Below are 17,202 nucleotides of genomic sequence, written 5' to 3'. Positions count from 1 at the left end.
AAAGCCTGTTTTTATGGTTCCCACAATCATCTAGTGAATCTTTAAGTGGAACTCAAGTCAAGCCTTTTGGTCTGAATTTTGGGTGTCAAGCGTTGTATACTCGGCGCGAACCCATCACAACTTTAAGGAGATGACCGTGATTTCATCCGCGTTTGCGCAATCCGCAGCCGCTGGCCCGGAAAGTGGCCTTTTGAGCTTTTTGCCTCTCATTTTGATGTTCGGTGTGCTTTACTTCTTGGCCATTCGCCCCCAGATGAAGCGTCAGAAGGAACACAAATCCATGGTTGAAGCGCTACAGAAAGGCGATGAGGTGATTGCGTCGGGTGGTTTGTTGGGCAAGATCAGTAAAATCAATGAGTCGTATATCACACTGGAAGTTGCTGAAATGGGCGACAAGCCTGTTGAAGTGGTGGTGCAACGCGCTGCCGTGCAAAGCCTGCTGCCCCGTGGCACCCTGAAAGAAACACGTTAATCCGCCGTCATGAATCGATACCCTGTCTGGAAGTACCTGTTGATCGCCGTCACCTTGGTGTTGGGTGTGTTGTACACCTTGCCCAATTTTTACGGCGAAGCCCCTGCCGTGCAGGTTTCAAGCGGCAAGTCCACCTTGAAACTGTCCGCTGAAGTCGCCGACCGTTTGGCCAGCGACCTGACAGCTCAGGGCTTGACTCCAGACGGGGTGTTCTATGAACAGAACCTGGGTGGCGGCACCGTCAAGCTGCGATTTAATACATCGGAAGAACAGCTCAAGGCGCGGGATCTCCTTCAGGCCCGATTGAATCCAGACCTGAACAACCCTGACTACATTGTGGCCTTGAACCTGTTGTCGCGTTCGCCGGATTGGCTCACCAACATCAATGCCTTGCCCATGTACCTGGGTCTCGATTTACGTGGTGGCGTGCATTTTCTGTTGCAAGTGGACATGAATGCAGCCCTTGAAAAGCGGAAGGATTCGCTCTTGAGTGGCGCCAAGCAAACCATGCGTGACCAGGATTTGCGCTACTCAAGCGCAGTGCGGACGCCCGCGGGTTTTTCAATGACATTCCGCGATGCTGCCTCGCTTGACAAGGCTCGGGCCGCGCTGGAAAAAAGCTCAAGCGACCTTCAGTTCAGCGTCCCTGAAAACAGCACCGATTTCATTTTGAATGTGGGTCTGGCTGCCGGCGTTGAACAACAGGCGCGTGAGTATGCATTGCGCCAGAACATTACAACACTTCACAACAGGATTAATGAGTTGGGTGTCGCCGAACCCGTGATTCAACGCCAGGGTGCTGACCGAATTGTGGTGCAATTGCCAGGCGTTCAAGACACAGCAAAGGCCAAGGACATTTTGGGCCGGACGGCCACTTTGGAAGTGCGTCTTGTAGACGACAGCCCGGAAGCTCAGTCAGCCTTGGCCAGCGGCATTGTGCCATTTGGCCTTGAGCGCTACACCGAGCGTGGCGGACGCGACTTGTTGCTACGCCCTGAAGTGATCCTGACTGGTGAAAACCTCACGGATGCACAGGCCGGTTTTGACAACCAGACCCAAGAGCCAGCTGTTCATCTGTCCCTTGACAGCCAGGGTTCCCGAATTTTCAGAACCATCACCGCTGAAAGCATCGGCAAACGCATGGCCATCGTGCTGGTTGAAAAAGGCAAGGGTGAAGTGATTACTGCACCTGTGATCCGCGCTGAAATCGGCGGTGGCCGAGTACAAATTTCGGGCAGCATGAACACGGTCGAGTCTGCAGACTTGGCCTTGTTGCTTCGTGCCGGCTCCTTGGCTGCCCCGATGGACATTATTGAAGAGCGTACCATTGGCCCAAGCCTGGGCGCAGACAACATTGACAAGGGCATTAGCTCAACTGTCTACGGTTTTGTGGTGCTGGGCGCTTTCATGGTGGTGTACTACCTCATGTTCGGTGTGTTTTCCGTGTTTGCGCTGGGCGTCAACGTGCTCTTGCTGTTTGCTCTGCTTTCGGTATTACAGGCCACATTGACGCTGCCTGGACTGGCTGCTGTTGCATTGACACTGGGTATGGCCATTGACGCCAACGTGCTGATCAACGAGCGTATTCGGGAAGAACTTCGAGATGGCGCACAACCGCAACAAGCCATTTTTGCCGGCTATGAGCGTGCATGGGCTACCATTCTTGATTCCAACATCACCACGCTGATCGCAGGCCTTGCCCTGTTGGTGTTTGGCTCAGGCCCTGTCCGTGGTTTTGCTGTGGTCCATTGCTTGGGTATCGTGACCTCCATTTTCAGTTCCGTGGTGGTGTCCCGCGCTGTGGTTAACCTCTGGTATGGCCGCAAGAAGAAACTGGATTCAGTGAGTATCGGCCAAATCTGGCGCCCCGACGGTGGCACTGATTTGGACAACAGCGTGGCGAAAAAAGCCTGATCACCAATCGAACCGAGTGAATTAAAAGAAAATGGAATTATTCAGGATTAAGAACGACATTCCGTTCATGCGGCATGCAAAGATTTTCAACATCATTTCTTTTCTGACCTTTGCGGCAGCGGTGTTTTTTCTGTCCACCAAGGGTTTGAACTTGAGTGTTGAATTCACGGGCGGGGTCTTGGTTGAAGCCCGTTATTCGCAACCGGCCGAGCTCGAGAAAATTCGGGAAGGCTTGCGTGCAACGGGAATTGATGAGCCTCAGGTACAAAACTTCGGTACTGCCCGTGATGTGCTGGTACGTTTGGCGGTCAAGGATTTGCAGTCCGGTGTATTGGGAAGTGAAGGCAAACTCGATCAGCAGGCCATGACAAACAAGGTGCTTGCCTTGGGCGGGCCAGATGTTCAGTTGATGCGTGTGGAATTCGTGGGCCCGCAAGTGGGCCGAGAATTGGCTGAAAACGGGGTGATTGCCTTGATGGTGGTGATCGCCGGGATCATGATCTACCTTGCCTTGCGGTTTGAGTGGAAGTTTGCTGTTTCCGCGATTGTGGCCAACCTTCACGACGTCATTATCATTCTTGGTTTTTTCGCGTTTTTCGGCTGGGAGTTTTCCCTTTCGGTATTGGCTGCGGTGCTGGCAGTGCTGGGCTATTCGGTGAACGAGTCGGTGGTGGTGTTTGATCGAATTCGTGAAACATTCATGAAAGTGCGCCGAATGACAGTTGAGGAAACCATTGACAACGCCATCACCCGGACAATTTCCCGAACCATCATCACCCATGGATCAACCCAGATCATGGTGTGTTCCATGTTGTTTTTTGGTGGCCCTACCTTGCATGGTTTCGCAGTGGCGCTGACAATCGGTATTTGTTTTGGTATTTACTCTTCTGTATTGGTAGCAAGCCCCATGCTGATGTGGATGGGGTTGACTCGGGAAGACTTGGTCAAGCCGGTCAAAAAAGACAAAGAGTTCGAAACCCCTTGATGTGGGCGCCCTGTAGAGGGTGTAAGGCAGCGTGGAAAATCCGAAAGATCTGTCACCCTTGGCCAAGGGTGATCTCGAAATAGGCAAAGCGCTGCCGTTTCCAATTTATGACCGGCAAGGCATGTTGTTGCTGGCTGCCGGTCAAAGTATTGCCACCAGCAAACAGCTCGATGAGCTTGCCTTGAAGGGTTTGTATCAAAACCCGCGTTGGTCATCCTCCGTGTTGCAGTCCAAGCAAGCCAAAGGCAGCGTGAAGCCCGGGGTGGAGATTAGATCTGCCTTGCTGAAACAGCTTGCAGAAGAGCCCTCCGAAACCGGCGCAAGCCTCAAGATGAATTTGATTGGTCAAACCGATGTGTTTCCGGTCAAGCTGGTCGGCGCCCATGGTCGGGAAGCTTTCGTAGTGTCACACCCCATGCGGGATGGCAGCTGCATTTTTACCAAAGAAGGCCAGAACTGGGAGTTTCGCTCGTTCTATGGCTTGTCGGTGTATCACTTCACCGCCATGGTTGAAAAGGTGTTGCTGTCGCCCTATCCTTTGCTGGTCATGTCTTGGCCGCAAGAACAACAGCTCGAATCGACCCCGATACGCAGTGCCCGCAGGGTGGCTTGTGAGGTGCCAGCCACTGTGCGTTTGAATGCGGAAGATACACATCCCAGAAACGCAGTGGTGCTGAATCTTTCAACAGGCGGTGCCGAGCTTAAATTGACTTCCGGGGGTGCCTTGGTTGTGGGCGGCGAGTTTTTGCTGGCTTTCCAGCTGCACGTATCTGGCCGAAAATACCTGTTTGAACTGCCTGCCCGTGTTGTTGCCCATCACGGGGGCGCAGGTGAAAAGACCAGTTATGGTTTGGCTTTCAACCTCTTGAAAGACAGTGATTTTGCTGCCATTCACGCTTTTGTTTGCGAACGGCTGGTGCTGAAGCTGGAGTCGCCGCTGTATTCAGTCGGCAACCCCTGAAGCCCGGTTAAATGCGTTTGGCCAGTTCAGCGGCCTTGCCGATGTAGCTGGCAGGTGTCATTGCCAACAAGCGTGTTTTCTCTGCTTCGGGCAAGTCCAGTTGACCTATGAATTGCTTCAAGCCTTCCTGCGTAATGCCTTTGCCGCGTGTCAGTTCCTTGAGTTGCTCATACGGGTTAGGCAGGCCGTAGCGGCGCATCACTGTTTGAACGGGTTCTGCAAGCAATTCCCAGGCATTGTCGATGTCTGCAGCAATGGCCGCTTCGTTCACTTCGAGCTTGCCCAAACCACGCAGGCAGCTTTCATACGCCAGGATGGCATAGCCAATGCCGACACCCAAATTGCGCAGTACCGTGGAGTCGGTCAAATCACGCTGCCAGCGTGAAACAGGCAGTTTCTCAGCCAAATGCTTTAGCACGGCGTTGGCCATACCCAAGTTGCCTTCGGCGTTCTCGAAGTCGATCGGGTTGACCTTGTGTGGCATGGTTGATGAACCCACTTCGCCAGCTTTCAGCTTTTGCTTGAAATAACCCAGTGAAATGTAGCCCCAAATGTCGCGACTCAAGTCGATCAGAATGGTGTTGGTGCGGGCAATGGCGTCCATCAAGGCGGCAATGCCATCATGGGGTTCAATCTGGATGGTGTAGGGGTTGAAGGTCAAACCCAGGCTTTCAATCAGATCACGGCTCAGCTTTTCCCAGTCAAATTCCGGGTAGGCCGACAGGTGTGCATTGAAGTTGCCCACCGCACCGTTCATCTTGGCTGGCAATTCCACAGCTTGAATTGCAGCTATGGCGCGTTCAAGGCGGTGTACTACGTTGGCAAATTCCTTGCCCATTGTGCTGGGGCTGGCAGGCTGACCGTGTGTGCGACACATCATGGGCAGGTCAGCAAACTGGTGCGCATAATTGCGCAGAGTGGTAACCATGCGGTCCAGGGTGGGCAGAATGACCTGCTCACGGGTCGCTTTCAGCATGAGTGCATGGCTCATGTTGTTGATGTCTTCAGACGTGCAGGCGAAATGAACGAATTCTGCTGATTTTTTCAGTTCTTCATCGGCCTGAAACTTTTCTTTAATAAAGTATTCCACGGCTTTTACATCGTGGTTGGTGGTGACCTCGAATTCCTTGATGCGTTGTGCATCGGCTTCTGAAAACTCGTTTTTGATCGATTCGAGTTTGGCGAGTGCCTGTGCCGAAAAGGCAGGAAGTTCGGAGAACCCCGCGTTTGCAAGCGCTTTGAGCCATTCAATTTCGACAATGACGCGGTGGTGCATGAACCCGGCTTCAGAGAGCAGGGGGCGCAAATTCGCCACTTTGGACTGATAACGGCCGTCAAGCGGGCTAATTGCGGTTAAGGTGCTTAAAGAGTCTGAAGAGATCATGCGGGCGGTAAAAATTGAGGTTTTTCAAAGCCTTGTATTGTAACCTGTCCCACCCGAAACTGTTTGGACTGAGTGATGTCCCCGGTGCTATTTTGGAATACTGCTTGTTCAATTTGTAAAACTGTTAGACACTTTCAGGTCGTAGAAACAACACGCAATCTCATCCAGGATTGTATCTAGGAGAACTGTGATGAAACTAGTGGGATCCCTGACTAGCCCTTTCGTGCGAAAAATACGCGTGCAGCTTCAAGAAAAAGAAATTCCGTACGAGTTTGTTTTGGAAAATGTGTGGGACGAGAATACCCGCATTGCCGAGCACAATCCATTGGGCAAGGTACCTTGCCTGATTCTGGATGGTGGTCAAACTGTATTTGATTCATTGGTTATTTCCGGCACGCTGGAATACATGATGCCAACGGTACCCCTGTTGCCGACCAACCCGAATCAGCGCGCCTTGGTGCGTACTGTCGAGTCACTGGGGCAAGGCATCAGCCAGGCGGCGGTGGATATTTTGCTGGAAAAAAGATTCCATGAAGGCGACAAGGTCAGCCAGGTCTGGATTGATCGCCAAACCCAGAAAATACACAGTGGTCTGGCCTGGGTGTCACATCGCATCAAGACAACTCCCGGTTACTACCTGACTGAACAATTCAGCCTGGCGGATATCACCGTGGGTTGCGCCTTGTTCTATCTGGACTTCCGCATGCCCGAACTGAAGTGGCGTGAACTGTATCCGGAATTGAATGAGTATTCAGAACGTTTGGCCTGTCGCCCAAGTTTTGAAGACACCAAGCCTGAATGAAGACTCTTTAAAGTGCGGTCAGGCAAATCTGCTCGCAAAAATAAAAAAGCCCCAGTACTGGGGCTTTTTTTATGGGTATCGACATGATTCAAGCGATGACACCGCCACCCAGACACACCTCGCCTTGATATAGCACTGCACTTTGGCCTGGCGTGACTGCAAACTGGCTCTCCTCGAAGTTCAGCTCGAAGCCTGAGGGCGTGGCCCTGAAGTGGCACGCAGCATCTTCCTGCCGGTAGCGCGCCTTGCAGCCCATTTCCATCTCACTGGGTGCGCTTCCTGAAATGTAATGGGCTTGTTCCGCACTTAGGGTTTTCTGGTGCAGCCACGGGTGGTCATGCCCTTGCACGGCATACAACACATTGTTAGGCAGGTCTTTTCGAGCCACAAACCAGGGTTCGCCATTGCCTTCCTTCTGGCCGCCAATGCCAATGCCCTTGCGCTGCCCAAGGGTATAAAAGCTCAGACCCACATGTTCGCCAATTTGCTGGCCTTCATCATTCAGAATAGGGCCAGGTGCAGTGGGCAAGTAGCGGTTCAGAAAGTCGCGGAATGGGCGCTCGCCAATAAAACAAATGCCAGTGCTGTCTTTCTTTGTGGCATTGGACAAGCCCAGTTCAAGCGCAATTTTGCGCACTTCGGTTTTCTGGATTTCGCCCAGAGGAAACAGGGTTTTGCTCAGTTGTGCCTGGTTAAGCCGGTGCAGGAAATACGATTGGTCTTTGCTGTGGTCCACAGCCTTCAACAATTGAAACTCGCCGTTCAACTCGCGAACACGTGCATAGTGGCCCGTGGCAATGTAGTCAGCCCCCAGACTGTAGGCGTGGTCGAGAAAAGCCTTGAATTTGATTTCGCTGTTGCACAGAATGTCGGGGTTGGGTGTTCGGCCTGCGGAGTATTCGCTGAGAAACACCGAGAACACGCGGTCTTTGTATTCGCTGGCGAAGTTCACGGCTTCAATGTCAACGCCCACCACATCGGCCACGCTGGCTGCATCCAGCCAGTCCTGGCGGCTGGAGCAATATTCGGAGTCATCGTCGTCTTCCCAGTTTTTCATGAAAAGACCGATGACGTTGTAACCCTGCTGTTTGAGCAGCCAGGCTGAAACCGAGGAATCTACCCCGCCCGACATGCCGATTACCACTGTTTTTGCCATGTTGCTTACGACACGCCAGGAGGCATTGGGCCAGCCAGCACGCTGGGGTGCGTGTACACATGCTCAAGCGGCATAATGGGCTGCTTGCCGGCTTTCCAGTTTAAAAAGTCTTCGACGCAGCGCATTACCAAGGGGCTGCGGTGCTGATCTTGCGTTGCGCGCAATTCCTCGACGGTCATCCAGATTGTGCGGATAATCCCTTCGTCCAAGGCTCGATCGGTGTGGTGTTTGATCACTTCCGCCGCGAAGGCAAAGCGCAGGTAGGTGACGTCTTCCAGGGTGCGGGAGCTTGTATAGCGGCTCATGTAGATGCCAAGCAAGCCCACCGGGTTAACTTCCCAGGCGGATTCTTCGAGTGTCTCGCGCGCAGCACCAAACTGCGGCGTTTCACCTGGGTCCAGGTGGCCTGCGGGTTGGTTCAACTTGATGCCATCGGTGGTGTGCTCTTCCACCATCAGGAATTTGCCCTGATGTTCAACAATGGCGGCTACGGTAACGCTGGGTTTCCAGACTTCTGACATGGCTTTTCAATCGCACTAGCTAAACAGAGTGCGCCGATGTTTGGGTGTTGAAAAAACACGTTAGAATAGCAGGGTTAAGGTGCTTGTGCTCATTTTTTGAGCGCAGTTAAACGGGAAGCAGGTATCAAGCCTGCGCTGCCCCCGCAACGGTAAGTAAGTGCGGGTGTGTCATTTTGCCACTGGTAGTAAAGCTGTTTACATTTTGGTGTAAACAGCGACTGGGAAGGCGACACATCAAAACTTACAAGCCCGGATACCGGCCTTGACCGTTCAGCCTGTCCCATTCAGGCGAGCGACTGGTGCTGCGGGGAGGCAGTGCGCAGGCGGCTAATTGTTTCCATTCGAACTTTTTCCGGGACTTCTGTCGGCGTATCGCCTTCGGCTTGTTTGCGTAGACTGTTTCATCGCCTGTCTTTTGTCTTCTCCAGTGAATTAATTGCCGCACGGTGGGTGTGGTCAAACCTCAAGGTTAAATTCATGTTGAAGCAAATTCGTTGTCAGGCAGTAGTGGGCGCATCTGTTGCCCTTTCATTTTTCTCATTCCCACAGCTGGCTATTGCTGAGCCAGTAGTCTCCAAGGAAGTTGTCATCACTGCGAGTCGCTACGAGCGCTCGTTGAAAGATGTACAGGCAGATGTCACCGTGATTGATCAGGACGACATCAAGCGTTCTGGAGCAAGCAATCTGACAGATCTTCTAAAGAGATCTCCTGGTGTTCAGTACTCAAGCAACGGTGGCGGTCAGCAAGCTTCATCGCTGTTTATTCGAGGAGCTGACAGCAAGCACACTCTGTTTTTGGTAGATGGTCAGCGAATTGGTCCACTTGACGGATTTTCGCAATTTCAGTTTCAACACGTACCTTTGGACCAAATTGAGCGAATTGAAATTCTGCGCGGGCCTGGTTCATCACTTTATGGCAGTGACGCAATTGGCGGTGTTGTACAAATCATTACCAAGAAAGCGGCGCGGAAAAGCGGTGGGGATGTTGCTTTCTCACTGGGAAACAACCACACCAGAAAACTGAGTACATCAGGCACCTTTGCCGGTGAACGAGGCTCGATTCGATTAGGTGTTGGCCATGAGTACAGTGATGGTATCAATGCCAGTCGAGACAATAGCGGTAAAGATGCGTACCGGATTACTTCCGGCAGCTTTAATGGGCTGTACGAGTTAACCAAGCACACGCAACTGACTGCTAGCGCACTCGCTACCGATGTAAATAACGAGTTTGATTCGAATCCCCAGTTCAACCGCGACAATCAGACCGTACTGAATGTAGGGTTAAAGCATCAATGGACGGATGGAGCCGAGTCGTCCATTCGTTTGGGCAGTTCGACTGAAGAGCTAGAGTTTCCTTTGTTCGATTTCGGCACGCGCACCTTTCAAAATCAGTTCTCTCTGGATCATCGTTTCAGCGTCTTTAATGGTGTGTTGTTGTTGGGGTACGAATATCTGGATCAACGATTCAGTTCAACATCCGCCCCGCAGGCAGGTATCCCGAATGTCGACAATACGCAAGTTAACAGTGGACTTGTGACGTACACGAAAGACGTGGCGGGTTACACCATCCAAGGTAACCTGCGCTTCGATGCGAATTCGAACTACAGGGACGTTGCAACCGGTCAAGTCTCTGTTTCCCGAGCTCTTAATGAGCAAGTCAAGCTTGGCACTTTGATTGGAACAGGTTTCAAGCGTCCAAATTTCAGTCAGATTTCAGGATTCGCAAATCCTTTTGCTCCAGGATTTGTCTTGAATCCTGCTGTGGTCAATACAAATCTTGATCCTGAAGAAAGCGAGAATTACGAATTGTATGCTGCCATCAGTAATGAATATGGGCAGTCCAGAATCTCCGTGTTTCAGAATTTGGTTCAAGATCTGATTGTGGGTAATCTTATTTCTCCAGGAAATACGCGGTTCACGAATGAACCTGGTGTTGCGAAAATCGAGGGTATCTCCTTCTCACATGAAGGTGGGTCCGGGCCGATTGTATGGGGTGCTTCTCTGGATATTCTGTCGGCAAAAAATGCGCGTGATGAGCGTTTGCTGCGCAGGGCTATCCAAACAGCAAAGGTGTACGGCAGTTATAACCTACCTCAAGGGTGGTCTATTGGCGCTGAATTCTTGGCCAATGGCAAACGCGATGACATTGCCTTTCCTGGCGGACGGGTTCAATTGGGTGGATATTCGATAATCAATACTACTGTGCAGTATGAACTTGATAAGCAAAATAGTTTTACTTTTCGGGTCGATAACTTGACTGGTAAAGACTATGAAATTGTCAAAGGCTTTGGCGTTGCACAACAAGATGTCTTGCTGACCTATAACCACAAGTTCTAAGGAAAGTTGTTGTTACTGCGATCATTCATTGTCTTGTGGCTGTGTGGCTTTGTGCAATTTGCACAAGCCACACAACCCTGCGTTCAAGACGACCTCAACCAACCCGTGTGTGTGAAGCAAGCCCAGCGTGTGCTGGTGCTTGCTCCGCATCTTACTGAAATAGTGGATTTTGTTGGTGGACTTGATCGGGTAATTGCCGTGGATGGTTCCAGCAATTTTCCAGCCGCGGTCAATTCTTTGCCGAAACTCCCTAACCCTTGGGTTTTGGGTGCCGAGTCCATTCTGGCCCGTAAGCCAGACTTGGTTCTGGTGTGGCAATCCGGTATTTCTGCAGATGTGGTTGTGCAATTACGCAAGGCCGGGATGCCCGTGTTCGTGAGCGAACCAAAAACCGTTGCTCAGGTGGCCACTACCATGCAACGTATTGCGCTCCTACTCGGTACGCAAAGCACAGCCTATCCAAAGGTGGATCAATGGTTGGCCAGGTTTGAGCAATTGAGCAACCGTTTCAAGGGGCGTGCCGTAGTGCCGGTTTTTTACCAGGTTTGGCGCCAACCTCTGATGACACTGGGCGGTCAGCACGTGGTGTCGGAGGTGATCGGCTTGTGCGGCGGGCGGAATGTGTTTTCGGATTTGACCAATCTGGCTGCGCAGGTCAGTGTGGAAGGTGTTCTGAAACGAAACCCGGCAGTGCTGCTGAGCAGTGGCTCGGTTGAGGATCACCGTGCATTGCTCAAACAGTGGGCGCCATGGCCTGGGCTGAATGCTGTGCAGCGAAGTCATGTGTACACCGTTCCGAACGACTTGTTGGTGCGCAACGGTCCTCGGCTTATCGATGCAGCAGAGCAGGTTTGTGATCACATTGAGCAGGCGCGTCGCCAGGAACCATGACAGAAGCAGGTCTGGACTATTCAGCCAGTGCAATCCCTGCTTAGATCAATGCTTCAAGACAGAAACAACGCGTTCGAATATCATTTGGCAGTTAATATTGTCAGATACTGGGTTGTGGTTATCCCTTAGATTGGGTGATACTACCGTGCTATAGTCCGCACCAGCAGTGTATTTGCAGTTCTTAAACATCAAATAAAAGCGCTTTCCCTCAAGGAGAAGTTCCATGAAAATCGGAATCCCGGCCGAGACAAGGTCCGGAGAAACGCGTGTAGCCGCCACACCTGAAACGGTGAAGAAGCTCATTTCTCAAAAACACGAAGTGTTTGTTCAGACTGGCGCAGGCGTTGCCAGCTCCATCACCGATCAATCCTATGTGGATGTGGGCGCCAAAATCGTCGAACGTGCCATGGACGTGATCAGCAACTGCGACATGATCCTCAAGGTGCGTGCACCAGCAGAGAATGAATTGTCTGCATACCGTGCAGGCCAGGTGGTGGTCGGGATGCTGAACCCTTTTGATTCAGCTGCACTGGAATCCATGAACAAGGCTGGTCTCACAGCCTTTGCCCTGGAAGCCGCGCCCCGCACAACCCGTGCGCAAAGCATGGACGTGTTGTCTTCACAGGCCAACATCGCAGGTTACAAGGCCGTGATGATTGCAGCCAATGTGTACCAGCGTTTCATGCCCATGTTGATGACCGCCGCCGGTACCGTGAAAGCTGCCCGCGTGCTGATTTTGGGTGTGGGTGTTGCCGGTTTGCAAGCCATTGCCACGGCCAAGCGCCTGGGCGCTGTGATTGAAGCATCCGACGTTCGCCCGGCCACCAAAGAGCAGGTTGAATCCTTGGGCGCGAAGTTTGTCGATGTGCCGTTTGAATCCGATGAAGAACGTGAAATTGCCAAGGGTGTAGGCGGTTATGCACGCCCCATGCCAGAAAGCTGGATGAAACGACAGGCAGCTGCAGTTCACGAAAAGGCGATCAAAAGCGATATCGTGATTACGACGGCCCTGATTCCCGGACGCAAGGCACCGACATTGCTGCACGAAGAAACCGTGCGCGCCATGAAGCCAGGTTCTGTGGTGATCGATTTGGCGGTCGAGCAGGGTGGCAACTGCCCCTTGTCCCAACTGAACGAAATTGTAGACGTAAATGGCGTCAAAATTGTGGGTTATGCCAACCTGGCCACTATGGTGGCTGCGGATGCTTCCGCACTGTATGCCCGCAACGTGATCGATTTCCTGAAGCTTGTTTTCGACAAGGAAGGCGCTTTCAAGATCGACCTGGAAGACGACATTGTTGCTGCGTGCCTGATGTGCACCGGCGGCGAACTCAAACGCAAGAACGCATAAGGAAGGAGCCAACATGGACGCAATCAGCCCTGCCGTGGTCAACCTGATTATTTTTGTACTGGCCATTTACGTGGGTTACCACGTGGTCTGGAACGTAACACCTGCGTTGCACACCCCCTTGATGGCGGTGACCAACGCAATTTCCGCAATCGTGATTGTGGGTGCCATGCTGGCAGCCGCGCTAACCGTGACGCCCTTGGGCAAGTTCATGGGCGTGCTGGCTGTGGCGCTGGCCGCTGTGAATGTGTTTGGTGGCTTTCTGGTCACCCGGCGCATGCTTGAAATGTTCAAGAAAAAGAACAAGTAACCCAACAGCGATCTGGAGAATCTTATGCAATTGAGTTTCAACGCAGTGACGCTGTTGTACCTGGTGGCGTCAATCTGTTTCATTCAGGCCTTGAAGGGCCTTTCACACCCCACAACCTCACGCCTGGGTAACACCTTCGGCATGGTGGGCATGGCCATTGCCGTGGTCACCACGATCGGCTTGATCTTCAAACTGGCTGAAATTGCAGGGCAATCTGCGATTACAGGTTTGGGCTGGGTACTGGCTGGTTTGGTTGTTGGTGGCGGCTTGGGCACAGTGATGGCCAAGCGCGTCGAAATGACCAAAATGCCTGAACTGGTGGCTTTCATGCACAGCATGATCGGTTTGGCTGCCGTGGCCATTGCGGTTGCTGCGGTCGCTGAACCCGATGCGTTTGGCATCACTGCCAAAGGCGTTTTCGACATTCCCTTGGGTAACAAGATTGAACTGTTCATTGGTACCTTCGTGGGCGCAATTACCTTCTCGGGTTCCGTCATCGCTTTTGGCAAGTTGAGTGGCAAGTACAAGTTCCGCCTGTTCCAGGGTGCACCTGTGCGCTTCACCGGTCAACACCAGTTGAATGCAGTTTTGGGTATTGTGATGATCGGTTGCGGTATCTGGTTTGCAGCAACGCAAAGCTGGACACCGTTCATCATCATGACGGTTGCGGCCTTCATTTTGGGCGTCACGCTGATTATTCCAATTGGCGGTGCAGACATGCCCGTGGTGGTGTCCATGCTGAACAGCTATTCTGGCTGGGCGGCAGCGGGCATTGGTTTCTCGCTGAACAACAGCATGTTGATTGTGGCGGGTTCGCTGGTCGGTTCATCCGGCGCGATCCTTTCCTACATCATGTGCAAGGCGATGAATCGTTCGTTCTTCAACGTGATTCTGGGTGGCTTCGGTGGTGAGGCAGACGCAGCAACAGCAGGCGGTGGCCAGCAGCGCACCGTGAAAAGTGGTTCGTCTGATGACGTGGCTTTCTTGTTGACCAACGCAGAAACCGTGGTGATTGTGCCTGGTTACGGTTTGGCTGTAGCCCGTGCCCAGCACGCACTCAAGGAACTGAGCGAGAAGCTGACCCACATGGGCGTGACCGTGAAATATGCGATTCACCCCGTGGCAGGTCGTATGCCAGGCCACATGAACGTGTTGCTGGCCGAGGCCGAAGTGCCTTATGACCAGGTGTTCGAGATGGAAGACATCAACAGCGAATTCGCGCAAACTGACGTGGTGTTGGTATTGGGTGCGAACGACGTGGTGAACCCCGCCGCGAAAGACCCCAAGAGCCCGATTGCAGGCATGCCGATTCTGGAAGCCTACAAGGCCAAAACCATCATCGTGAACAAGCGTTCGATGAACGCTGGCTACGCTGGTTTGGACAACGAACTGTTCTACATGGACAAAACCATGATGGTGTTTGGCGACGCCAAGAAAGTGATTGAAGACATGGTGAAAGCTGTCGAGTAAAGTCGGCGCTGCTTGCCTGTCCTGAAAAGCCCTGTGAGCAATCACGGGGCTTTTTTCTTGGGTGAGTTGTTTTGTGTGAAGCCTTCCGACCTTTGCTGGTTTGCTTGGAAATTTGTGATTCCAGCGGCTTTGAAAAATTCGCTCAAAGCCGCTCGCCAAAAGAAATCGGCGAGTCCGCTTTGTCGCTGGCGCGAACGCTCATTTTGCAAGCCACTGGCAAATTTCCTTGAATCGCAAACCAGCCAAAGGCGCGGAAGGCTTCACGCAGTCACCCAGCGTGCGCAGAGTTGAGTGCTGTCAACCTCTGTCGTGAGGCTTGCCGGATACTGACTGCTGGGCTGGGCTGGGCTGGGCTGGGCTGGGCTGGGCTGGGCTGGGCTGGGCTGGGCTGGGCTGGGCTGGGCTGGGCTGGGCTGGGCTGGGCTGGGCTGGGTTGCTGTCGAGTGGCTGGTTCTCCCTGCCGAATTGTCTCTGCGTTCCGGCGGGCTCGCAGCGCGAGGCGATTCCGTTAGGAATCGATGCGAAGACGCTATTGCGTTTCGCATGCCCCAAGCAAGAGGCAAAAAGCCGGAAAAAACGCAGAGACCAGGCAGGGTGAACAGCCCTCGGCAGCAAGCTTTAGCTCTACGCTAACTTGCGCGAGCTTTCCTTGCCCCAACAATGCTGCGCCTTAGACTCCCACCACTTCCCGAATCCGTTGCACCACCAAGTCTGTGTGCTCCATCGGCAAAAAGTGTGTGGCATCAGCAAGCACTTCAATCCTTGCATGTGGCAAGCGCTTTTGAATTCGCGCATGGGCGGTGACAGGAAATGTGGATCCTTTGCCCGCAGCAAGTATGTGAATCGGGCAGCCGGGGTTTTTCATCCAGCGAACGGCATCGGGCTCTGTGTGTTGAAAGGTCAGCGATTCCCAGTCGGGTTTGCAGGCCAACTCAACTTCGTCGATTCCTTTGGCAACAAAACCATGTTGAACGTAGGCATTTAACCACTCATCACTCCAGGTGCTGAACGCCTTTTTATTGCGATAGTTCTCAAAGGCCTCTTCATGGGATGCAAAGCTTGCTCGCCTGCGTGCAGCCGCCGACGCCATGGCGATTCGATTGGCAAAGCCAAACCAGTTCGCCAGCTTTAGCGCCCAACCCTGCTTGGGGTCGAGCAAAACAGGTTCGATCAATATTAGCCCTTTCACCTTTTGGGGACGCTGTGCGGCAGCGGCCAGGCTGGTGGTGGCGCCAATCGAATGGCCTGCCAGCCACATCGGCTCTTCCGCCTGGTCCAGCACGGCGATCAGGTCGTTGTAGTAGGTTTTCCAACCCTTGAATGTTTTGGGGTTGCCGGCATCGCGACTTTCCCCGTGCCCGCGCATGTCCCAACTGTGGACATCGAAGTGAGGAAGCAGTTTGTGCAGCATCGGGGTATAGGTTTTGGCACTAAACCCTGTGGCATGGGCCCAATGCAGAACAGGTTTGCCTGTGCTTTGGCCCCAACGAATCAACTGAATGCTGGCGCCGTCGCCCGTACGTACTGAAAAATTGGTCTGTGTCATTCTGCGCGTTCAAGCCACATGGCATCGCCGTAACTGAAGAATCTGTATTGTTGCGCAATTGCGTGTTGATATGCGTTAAAGATGGTGGACTTTCCTGCCAAAGCGGAAACCAGCATCAACAAGGTACTTTTGGGTAGGTGGAAGTTGGTGATCAATCTGTCGACCACCTTGAAGTTGTAGCCGGGTTTGATAAAAATCTGAGTATCTCCGGCGTGCCCATGTTCTGCATAAGTGGCCACTTTGCTTAGCCCGGCTTCAGAGTTCAAGTCACAGGCTGTTTCCGTGGCCCAGGCTTCCAGTGCGCGCAGCGAGGTTGTGCCCACGGCCACAATGCGCCCGCCGTTTCGTTTTGCATTCAACAACTCGGCAATCACCGGCCCTGAAATGCTGTAACGCTCGCTGTGCATGACGTGTTCTTCCACATTGTCGGTTTTGACCGGCAGAAATGTGCCAGCACCTACATGCAGGGTCAGGTTTAAAAGTTGAACGCCTTTGGCCTGTACCTGTGCCAGCAAGTCTTCAGTGAAATGCAAGCCAGCGGTGGGGGCCGCCACGGCACCGGGTTCTTTTGCGAACACGGTTTGGTAGCGCTCATCGTCTTGAGCATCGGCATTGTGCTCAATATAAGGGGGTAGAGGAAGGGCGCCGTGCGACTCAAGCAAGTCGGGCAGGCTCAGGCTGGATTGCGTGAGTTCCAGTTCATACATCATGTCGTGCTTGGCCAGTACCCGTGCGCTGGCCACCCCAGCCAAAATCACTTCACTGCCGGGTTTTGGCGATTTACTGGCTCGAATCATGGCGGTGAAGCGCCTGTCATCGAGTATGCGTTCAAGCATCACTTCAATTTTTCCACCCGTGGCTTTTTCGCCCTGCAAGCGGGCTTTCAAAACCTTCGTGTCATTGACCACCAGCACATCGTTGGGCTTAAGCAGATTCAACACATGCCGGAATTGATGGTCTTCAATCGGCTCATGGGTTGGGCACACCAGCAAACGGGACTCCCCCCGCTGTTGCGGCGGATGTTGGGCAATTAGCGCTTCGGGAAGCGTGAAGTCAAAATCAGACAATTTCATGGTGAGCTACATGCAGACTTGGGAAATATTGC

The 17,202-nt window shown here is 52.8% G+C and carries 15 protein-coding genes and 1 riboswitch; of the genes, 10 read left to right on the top strand and 5 right to left on the bottom strand.

Features of this window, described 5'->3' with window-relative positions:
- The first annotated feature begins 130 nt into the window (after positions 1 to 130).
- The 4 genes from yajC to RGQ30_RS13555 are packed head-to-tail and all read left to right on the top strand — an operon-like array spanning position 131 to position 4,332.
- Positions 131 to 472, top strand: coding sequence for a preprotein translocase subunit YajC (yajC, locus tag RGQ30_RS13570; RefSeq protein ID WP_130557711.1), 342 nt, complete (start codon positions 131 to 133; stop codon positions 470 to 472).
- 9 nt (positions 473 to 481) lie between these two features.
- Positions 482 to 2,386, top strand: a complete 1,905-nt coding sequence (gene secD, locus RGQ30_RS13565; protein WP_130557712.1) for a protein translocase subunit SecD — start codon at positions 482 to 484, stop codon at positions 2,384 to 2,386.
- A 31-nt stretch (positions 2,387 to 2,417) separates the two neighbouring features.
- Positions 2,418 to 3,371 (top strand): protein translocase subunit SecF, encoded by a 954-nt coding sequence (gene secF / locus RGQ30_RS13560; RefSeq protein WP_130557713.1) that lies wholly within the window; start codon positions 2,418 to 2,420, stop codon positions 3,369 to 3,371.
- A gap of 31 nt (positions 3,372 to 3,402) precedes the next feature.
- Positions 3,403 to 4,332 (top strand): PilZ domain-containing protein, encoded by a 930-nt coding sequence (locus RGQ30_RS13555; RefSeq protein ID WP_130557714.1) that lies wholly within the window; start codon positions 3,403 to 3,405, stop codon positions 4,330 to 4,332.
- A gap of 7 nt (positions 4,333 to 4,339) precedes the next feature.
- On the opposite strand, the gene purB is transcribed toward RGQ30_RS13555, so the two are convergent.
- A complete protein-coding gene (gene purB / locus RGQ30_RS13550) occupies positions 4,340 to 5,716 on the bottom strand; it encodes an adenylosuccinate lyase (RefSeq protein WP_130557715.1) in 1,377 nt (458 codons plus the stop codon).
- Positions 5,717 to 5,906: 190 nt separating this feature from the next.
- Between purB and RGQ30_RS13545 the strand changes: the two genes are divergently transcribed.
- Positions 5,907 to 6,518, top strand: a complete 612-nt coding sequence (locus RGQ30_RS13545) for a glutathione S-transferase C-terminal domain-containing protein (RefSeq protein WP_130557716.1) — start codon at positions 5,907 to 5,909, stop codon at positions 6,516 to 6,518.
- 88 nt (positions 6,519 to 6,606) lie between these two features.
- Here RGQ30_RS13545 and mnmA read toward each other — a convergent pair whose 3' ends face one another.
- On the bottom strand, positions 6,607 to 7,674 hold the full coding sequence (mnmA, locus tag RGQ30_RS13540; protein ID WP_130557717.1) for a tRNA 2-thiouridine(34) synthase MnmA: 1,068 nt from the start codon (positions 7,672 to 7,674) through the stop codon (positions 6,607 to 6,609).
- Positions 7,675 to 7,679: 5 nt separating this feature from the next.
- Positions 7,680 to 8,195, bottom strand: coding sequence for an NUDIX hydrolase (locus RGQ30_RS13535; protein WP_130557718.1), 516 nt, complete (start codon positions 8,193 to 8,195; stop codon positions 7,680 to 7,682).
- Between the two features lie 60 nt (positions 8,196 to 8,255).
- Positions 8,256 to 8,474: riboswitch (cobalamin riboswitch) on the top strand.
- A 198-nt stretch (positions 8,475 to 8,672) separates the two neighbouring features.
- On the opposite strand from RGQ30_RS13535, the gene RGQ30_RS13530 reads away from it, so the two are divergent.
- From RGQ30_RS13530 to RGQ30_RS13510, 5 genes are all read left to right on the top strand, one after another.
- A complete protein-coding gene (locus RGQ30_RS13530; RefSeq protein WP_130557719.1) occupies positions 8,673 to 10,532 on the top strand; it encodes a TonB-dependent receptor domain-containing protein in 1,860 nt (619 codons plus the stop codon).
- 9 nt (positions 10,533 to 10,541) lie between these two features.
- The gene (locus RGQ30_RS13525) at positions 10,542 to 11,423 is read left to right on the top strand and encodes a helical backbone metal receptor (RefSeq protein ID WP_338284509.1); all 882 of its coding nucleotides are present in this window, start codon (positions 10,542 to 10,544) and stop codon (positions 11,421 to 11,423) included.
- Positions 11,424 to 11,646: 223 nt separating this feature from the next.
- Complete coding sequence (locus RGQ30_RS13520; protein ID WP_130557721.1) at positions 11,647 to 12,774, top strand: Re/Si-specific NAD(P)(+) transhydrogenase subunit alpha; 1,128 nt, start codon at positions 11,647 to 11,649, stop codon at positions 12,772 to 12,774.
- A 13-nt stretch (positions 12,775 to 12,787) separates the two neighbouring features.
- Positions 12,788 to 13,081, top strand: a complete 294-nt coding sequence (locus tag RGQ30_RS13515; RefSeq protein WP_130557722.1) for an NAD(P) transhydrogenase subunit alpha part 2 — start codon at positions 12,788 to 12,790, stop codon at positions 13,079 to 13,081.
- Positions 13,082 to 13,105: 24 nt separating this feature from the next.
- Positions 13,106 to 14,551, top strand: coding sequence for an NAD(P)(+) transhydrogenase (Re/Si-specific) subunit beta (locus tag RGQ30_RS13510; RefSeq protein ID WP_130557723.1), 1,446 nt, complete (start codon positions 13,106 to 13,108; stop codon positions 14,549 to 14,551).
- Positions 14,552 to 15,221: 670 nt separating this feature from the next.
- Here RGQ30_RS13510 and RGQ30_RS13505 read toward each other — a convergent pair.
- Together RGQ30_RS13505 and queA are read right to left on the bottom strand one after the other, a co-directional pair.
- Positions 15,222 to 16,097 (bottom strand): alpha/beta fold hydrolase, encoded by an 876-nt coding sequence (locus RGQ30_RS13505; protein ID WP_130557725.1) that lies wholly within the window; start codon positions 16,095 to 16,097, stop codon positions 15,222 to 15,224.
- Complete coding sequence (gene queA, locus RGQ30_RS13500; RefSeq protein ID WP_130557726.1) at positions 16,094 to 17,170, bottom strand: tRNA preQ1(34) S-adenosylmethionine ribosyltransferase-isomerase QueA; 1,077 nt, start codon at positions 17,168 to 17,170, stop codon at positions 16,094 to 16,096. The genes RGQ30_RS13505 and queA overlap by 4 nt, the downstream gene beginning before the upstream one ends.
- Positions 17,171 to 17,202 lie beyond the last annotated feature (32 nt).

This window comes from Limnobacter thiooxidans (genome assembly GCF_036323495.1).
Lineage (GTDB): Bacteria > Pseudomonadota > Gammaproteobacteria > Burkholderiales > Burkholderiaceae_B > Limnobacter > Limnobacter thiooxidans.
The sequence above is the reverse complement of the archived record's forward strand: the minus strand, read 5'-3'. Positions and strand labels throughout refer to the sequence as shown.

Bases quoted from the DNA above. Each gene is read 5' to 3' on its own strand.
- yajC (WP_130557711.1), top strand. From the start codon at position 131: ATGACCGTGATTTCATCCGCGTTTGCGCAATCCGCAGCCGCTGGCCCG.
- secD (WP_130557712.1), top strand. From the start codon at position 482: ATGAATCGATACCCTGTCTGGAAGTACCTGTTGATCGCCGTCACCTTG.
- secF (WP_130557713.1), top strand. From the start codon at position 2,418: ATGGAATTATTCAGGATTAAGAACGACATTCCGTTCATGCGGCATGCA.
- purB (WP_130557715.1), bottom strand. From the start codon at position 5,716: ATGATCTCTTCAGACTCTTTAAGCACCTTAACCGCAATTAGCCCGCTT.
- RGQ30_RS13545 (WP_130557716.1), top strand. From the start codon at position 5,907: ATGAAACTAGTGGGATCCCTGACTAGCCCTTTCGTGCGAAAAATACGC.
- mnmA (WP_130557717.1), bottom strand. From the start codon at position 7,674: ATGGCAAAAACAGTGGTAATCGGCATGTCGGGCGGGGTAGATTCCTCG.
- RGQ30_RS13535 (WP_130557718.1), bottom strand. From the start codon at position 8,195: ATGTCAGAAGTCTGGAAACCCAGCGTTACCGTAGCCGCCATTGTTGAA.
- RGQ30_RS13530 (WP_130557719.1), top strand. From the start codon at position 8,673: ATGTTGAAGCAAATTCGTTGTCAGGCAGTAGTGGGCGCATCTGTTGCC.
- RGQ30_RS13520 (WP_130557721.1), top strand. From the start codon at position 11,647: ATGAAAATCGGAATCCCGGCCGAGACAAGGTCCGGAGAAACGCGTGTA.
- RGQ30_RS13515 (WP_130557722.1), top strand. From the start codon at position 12,788: ATGGACGCAATCAGCCCTGCCGTGGTCAACCTGATTATTTTTGTACTG.
- RGQ30_RS13510 (WP_130557723.1), top strand. From the start codon at position 13,106: ATGCAATTGAGTTTCAACGCAGTGACGCTGTTGTACCTGGTGGCGTCA.
- RGQ30_RS13505 (WP_130557725.1), bottom strand. From the start codon at position 16,097: ATGACACAGACCAATTTTTCAGTACGTACGGGCGACGGCGCCAGCATT.
- queA (WP_130557726.1), bottom strand. From the start codon at position 17,170: ATGAAATTGTCTGATTTTGACTTCACGCTTCCCGAAGCGCTAATTGCC.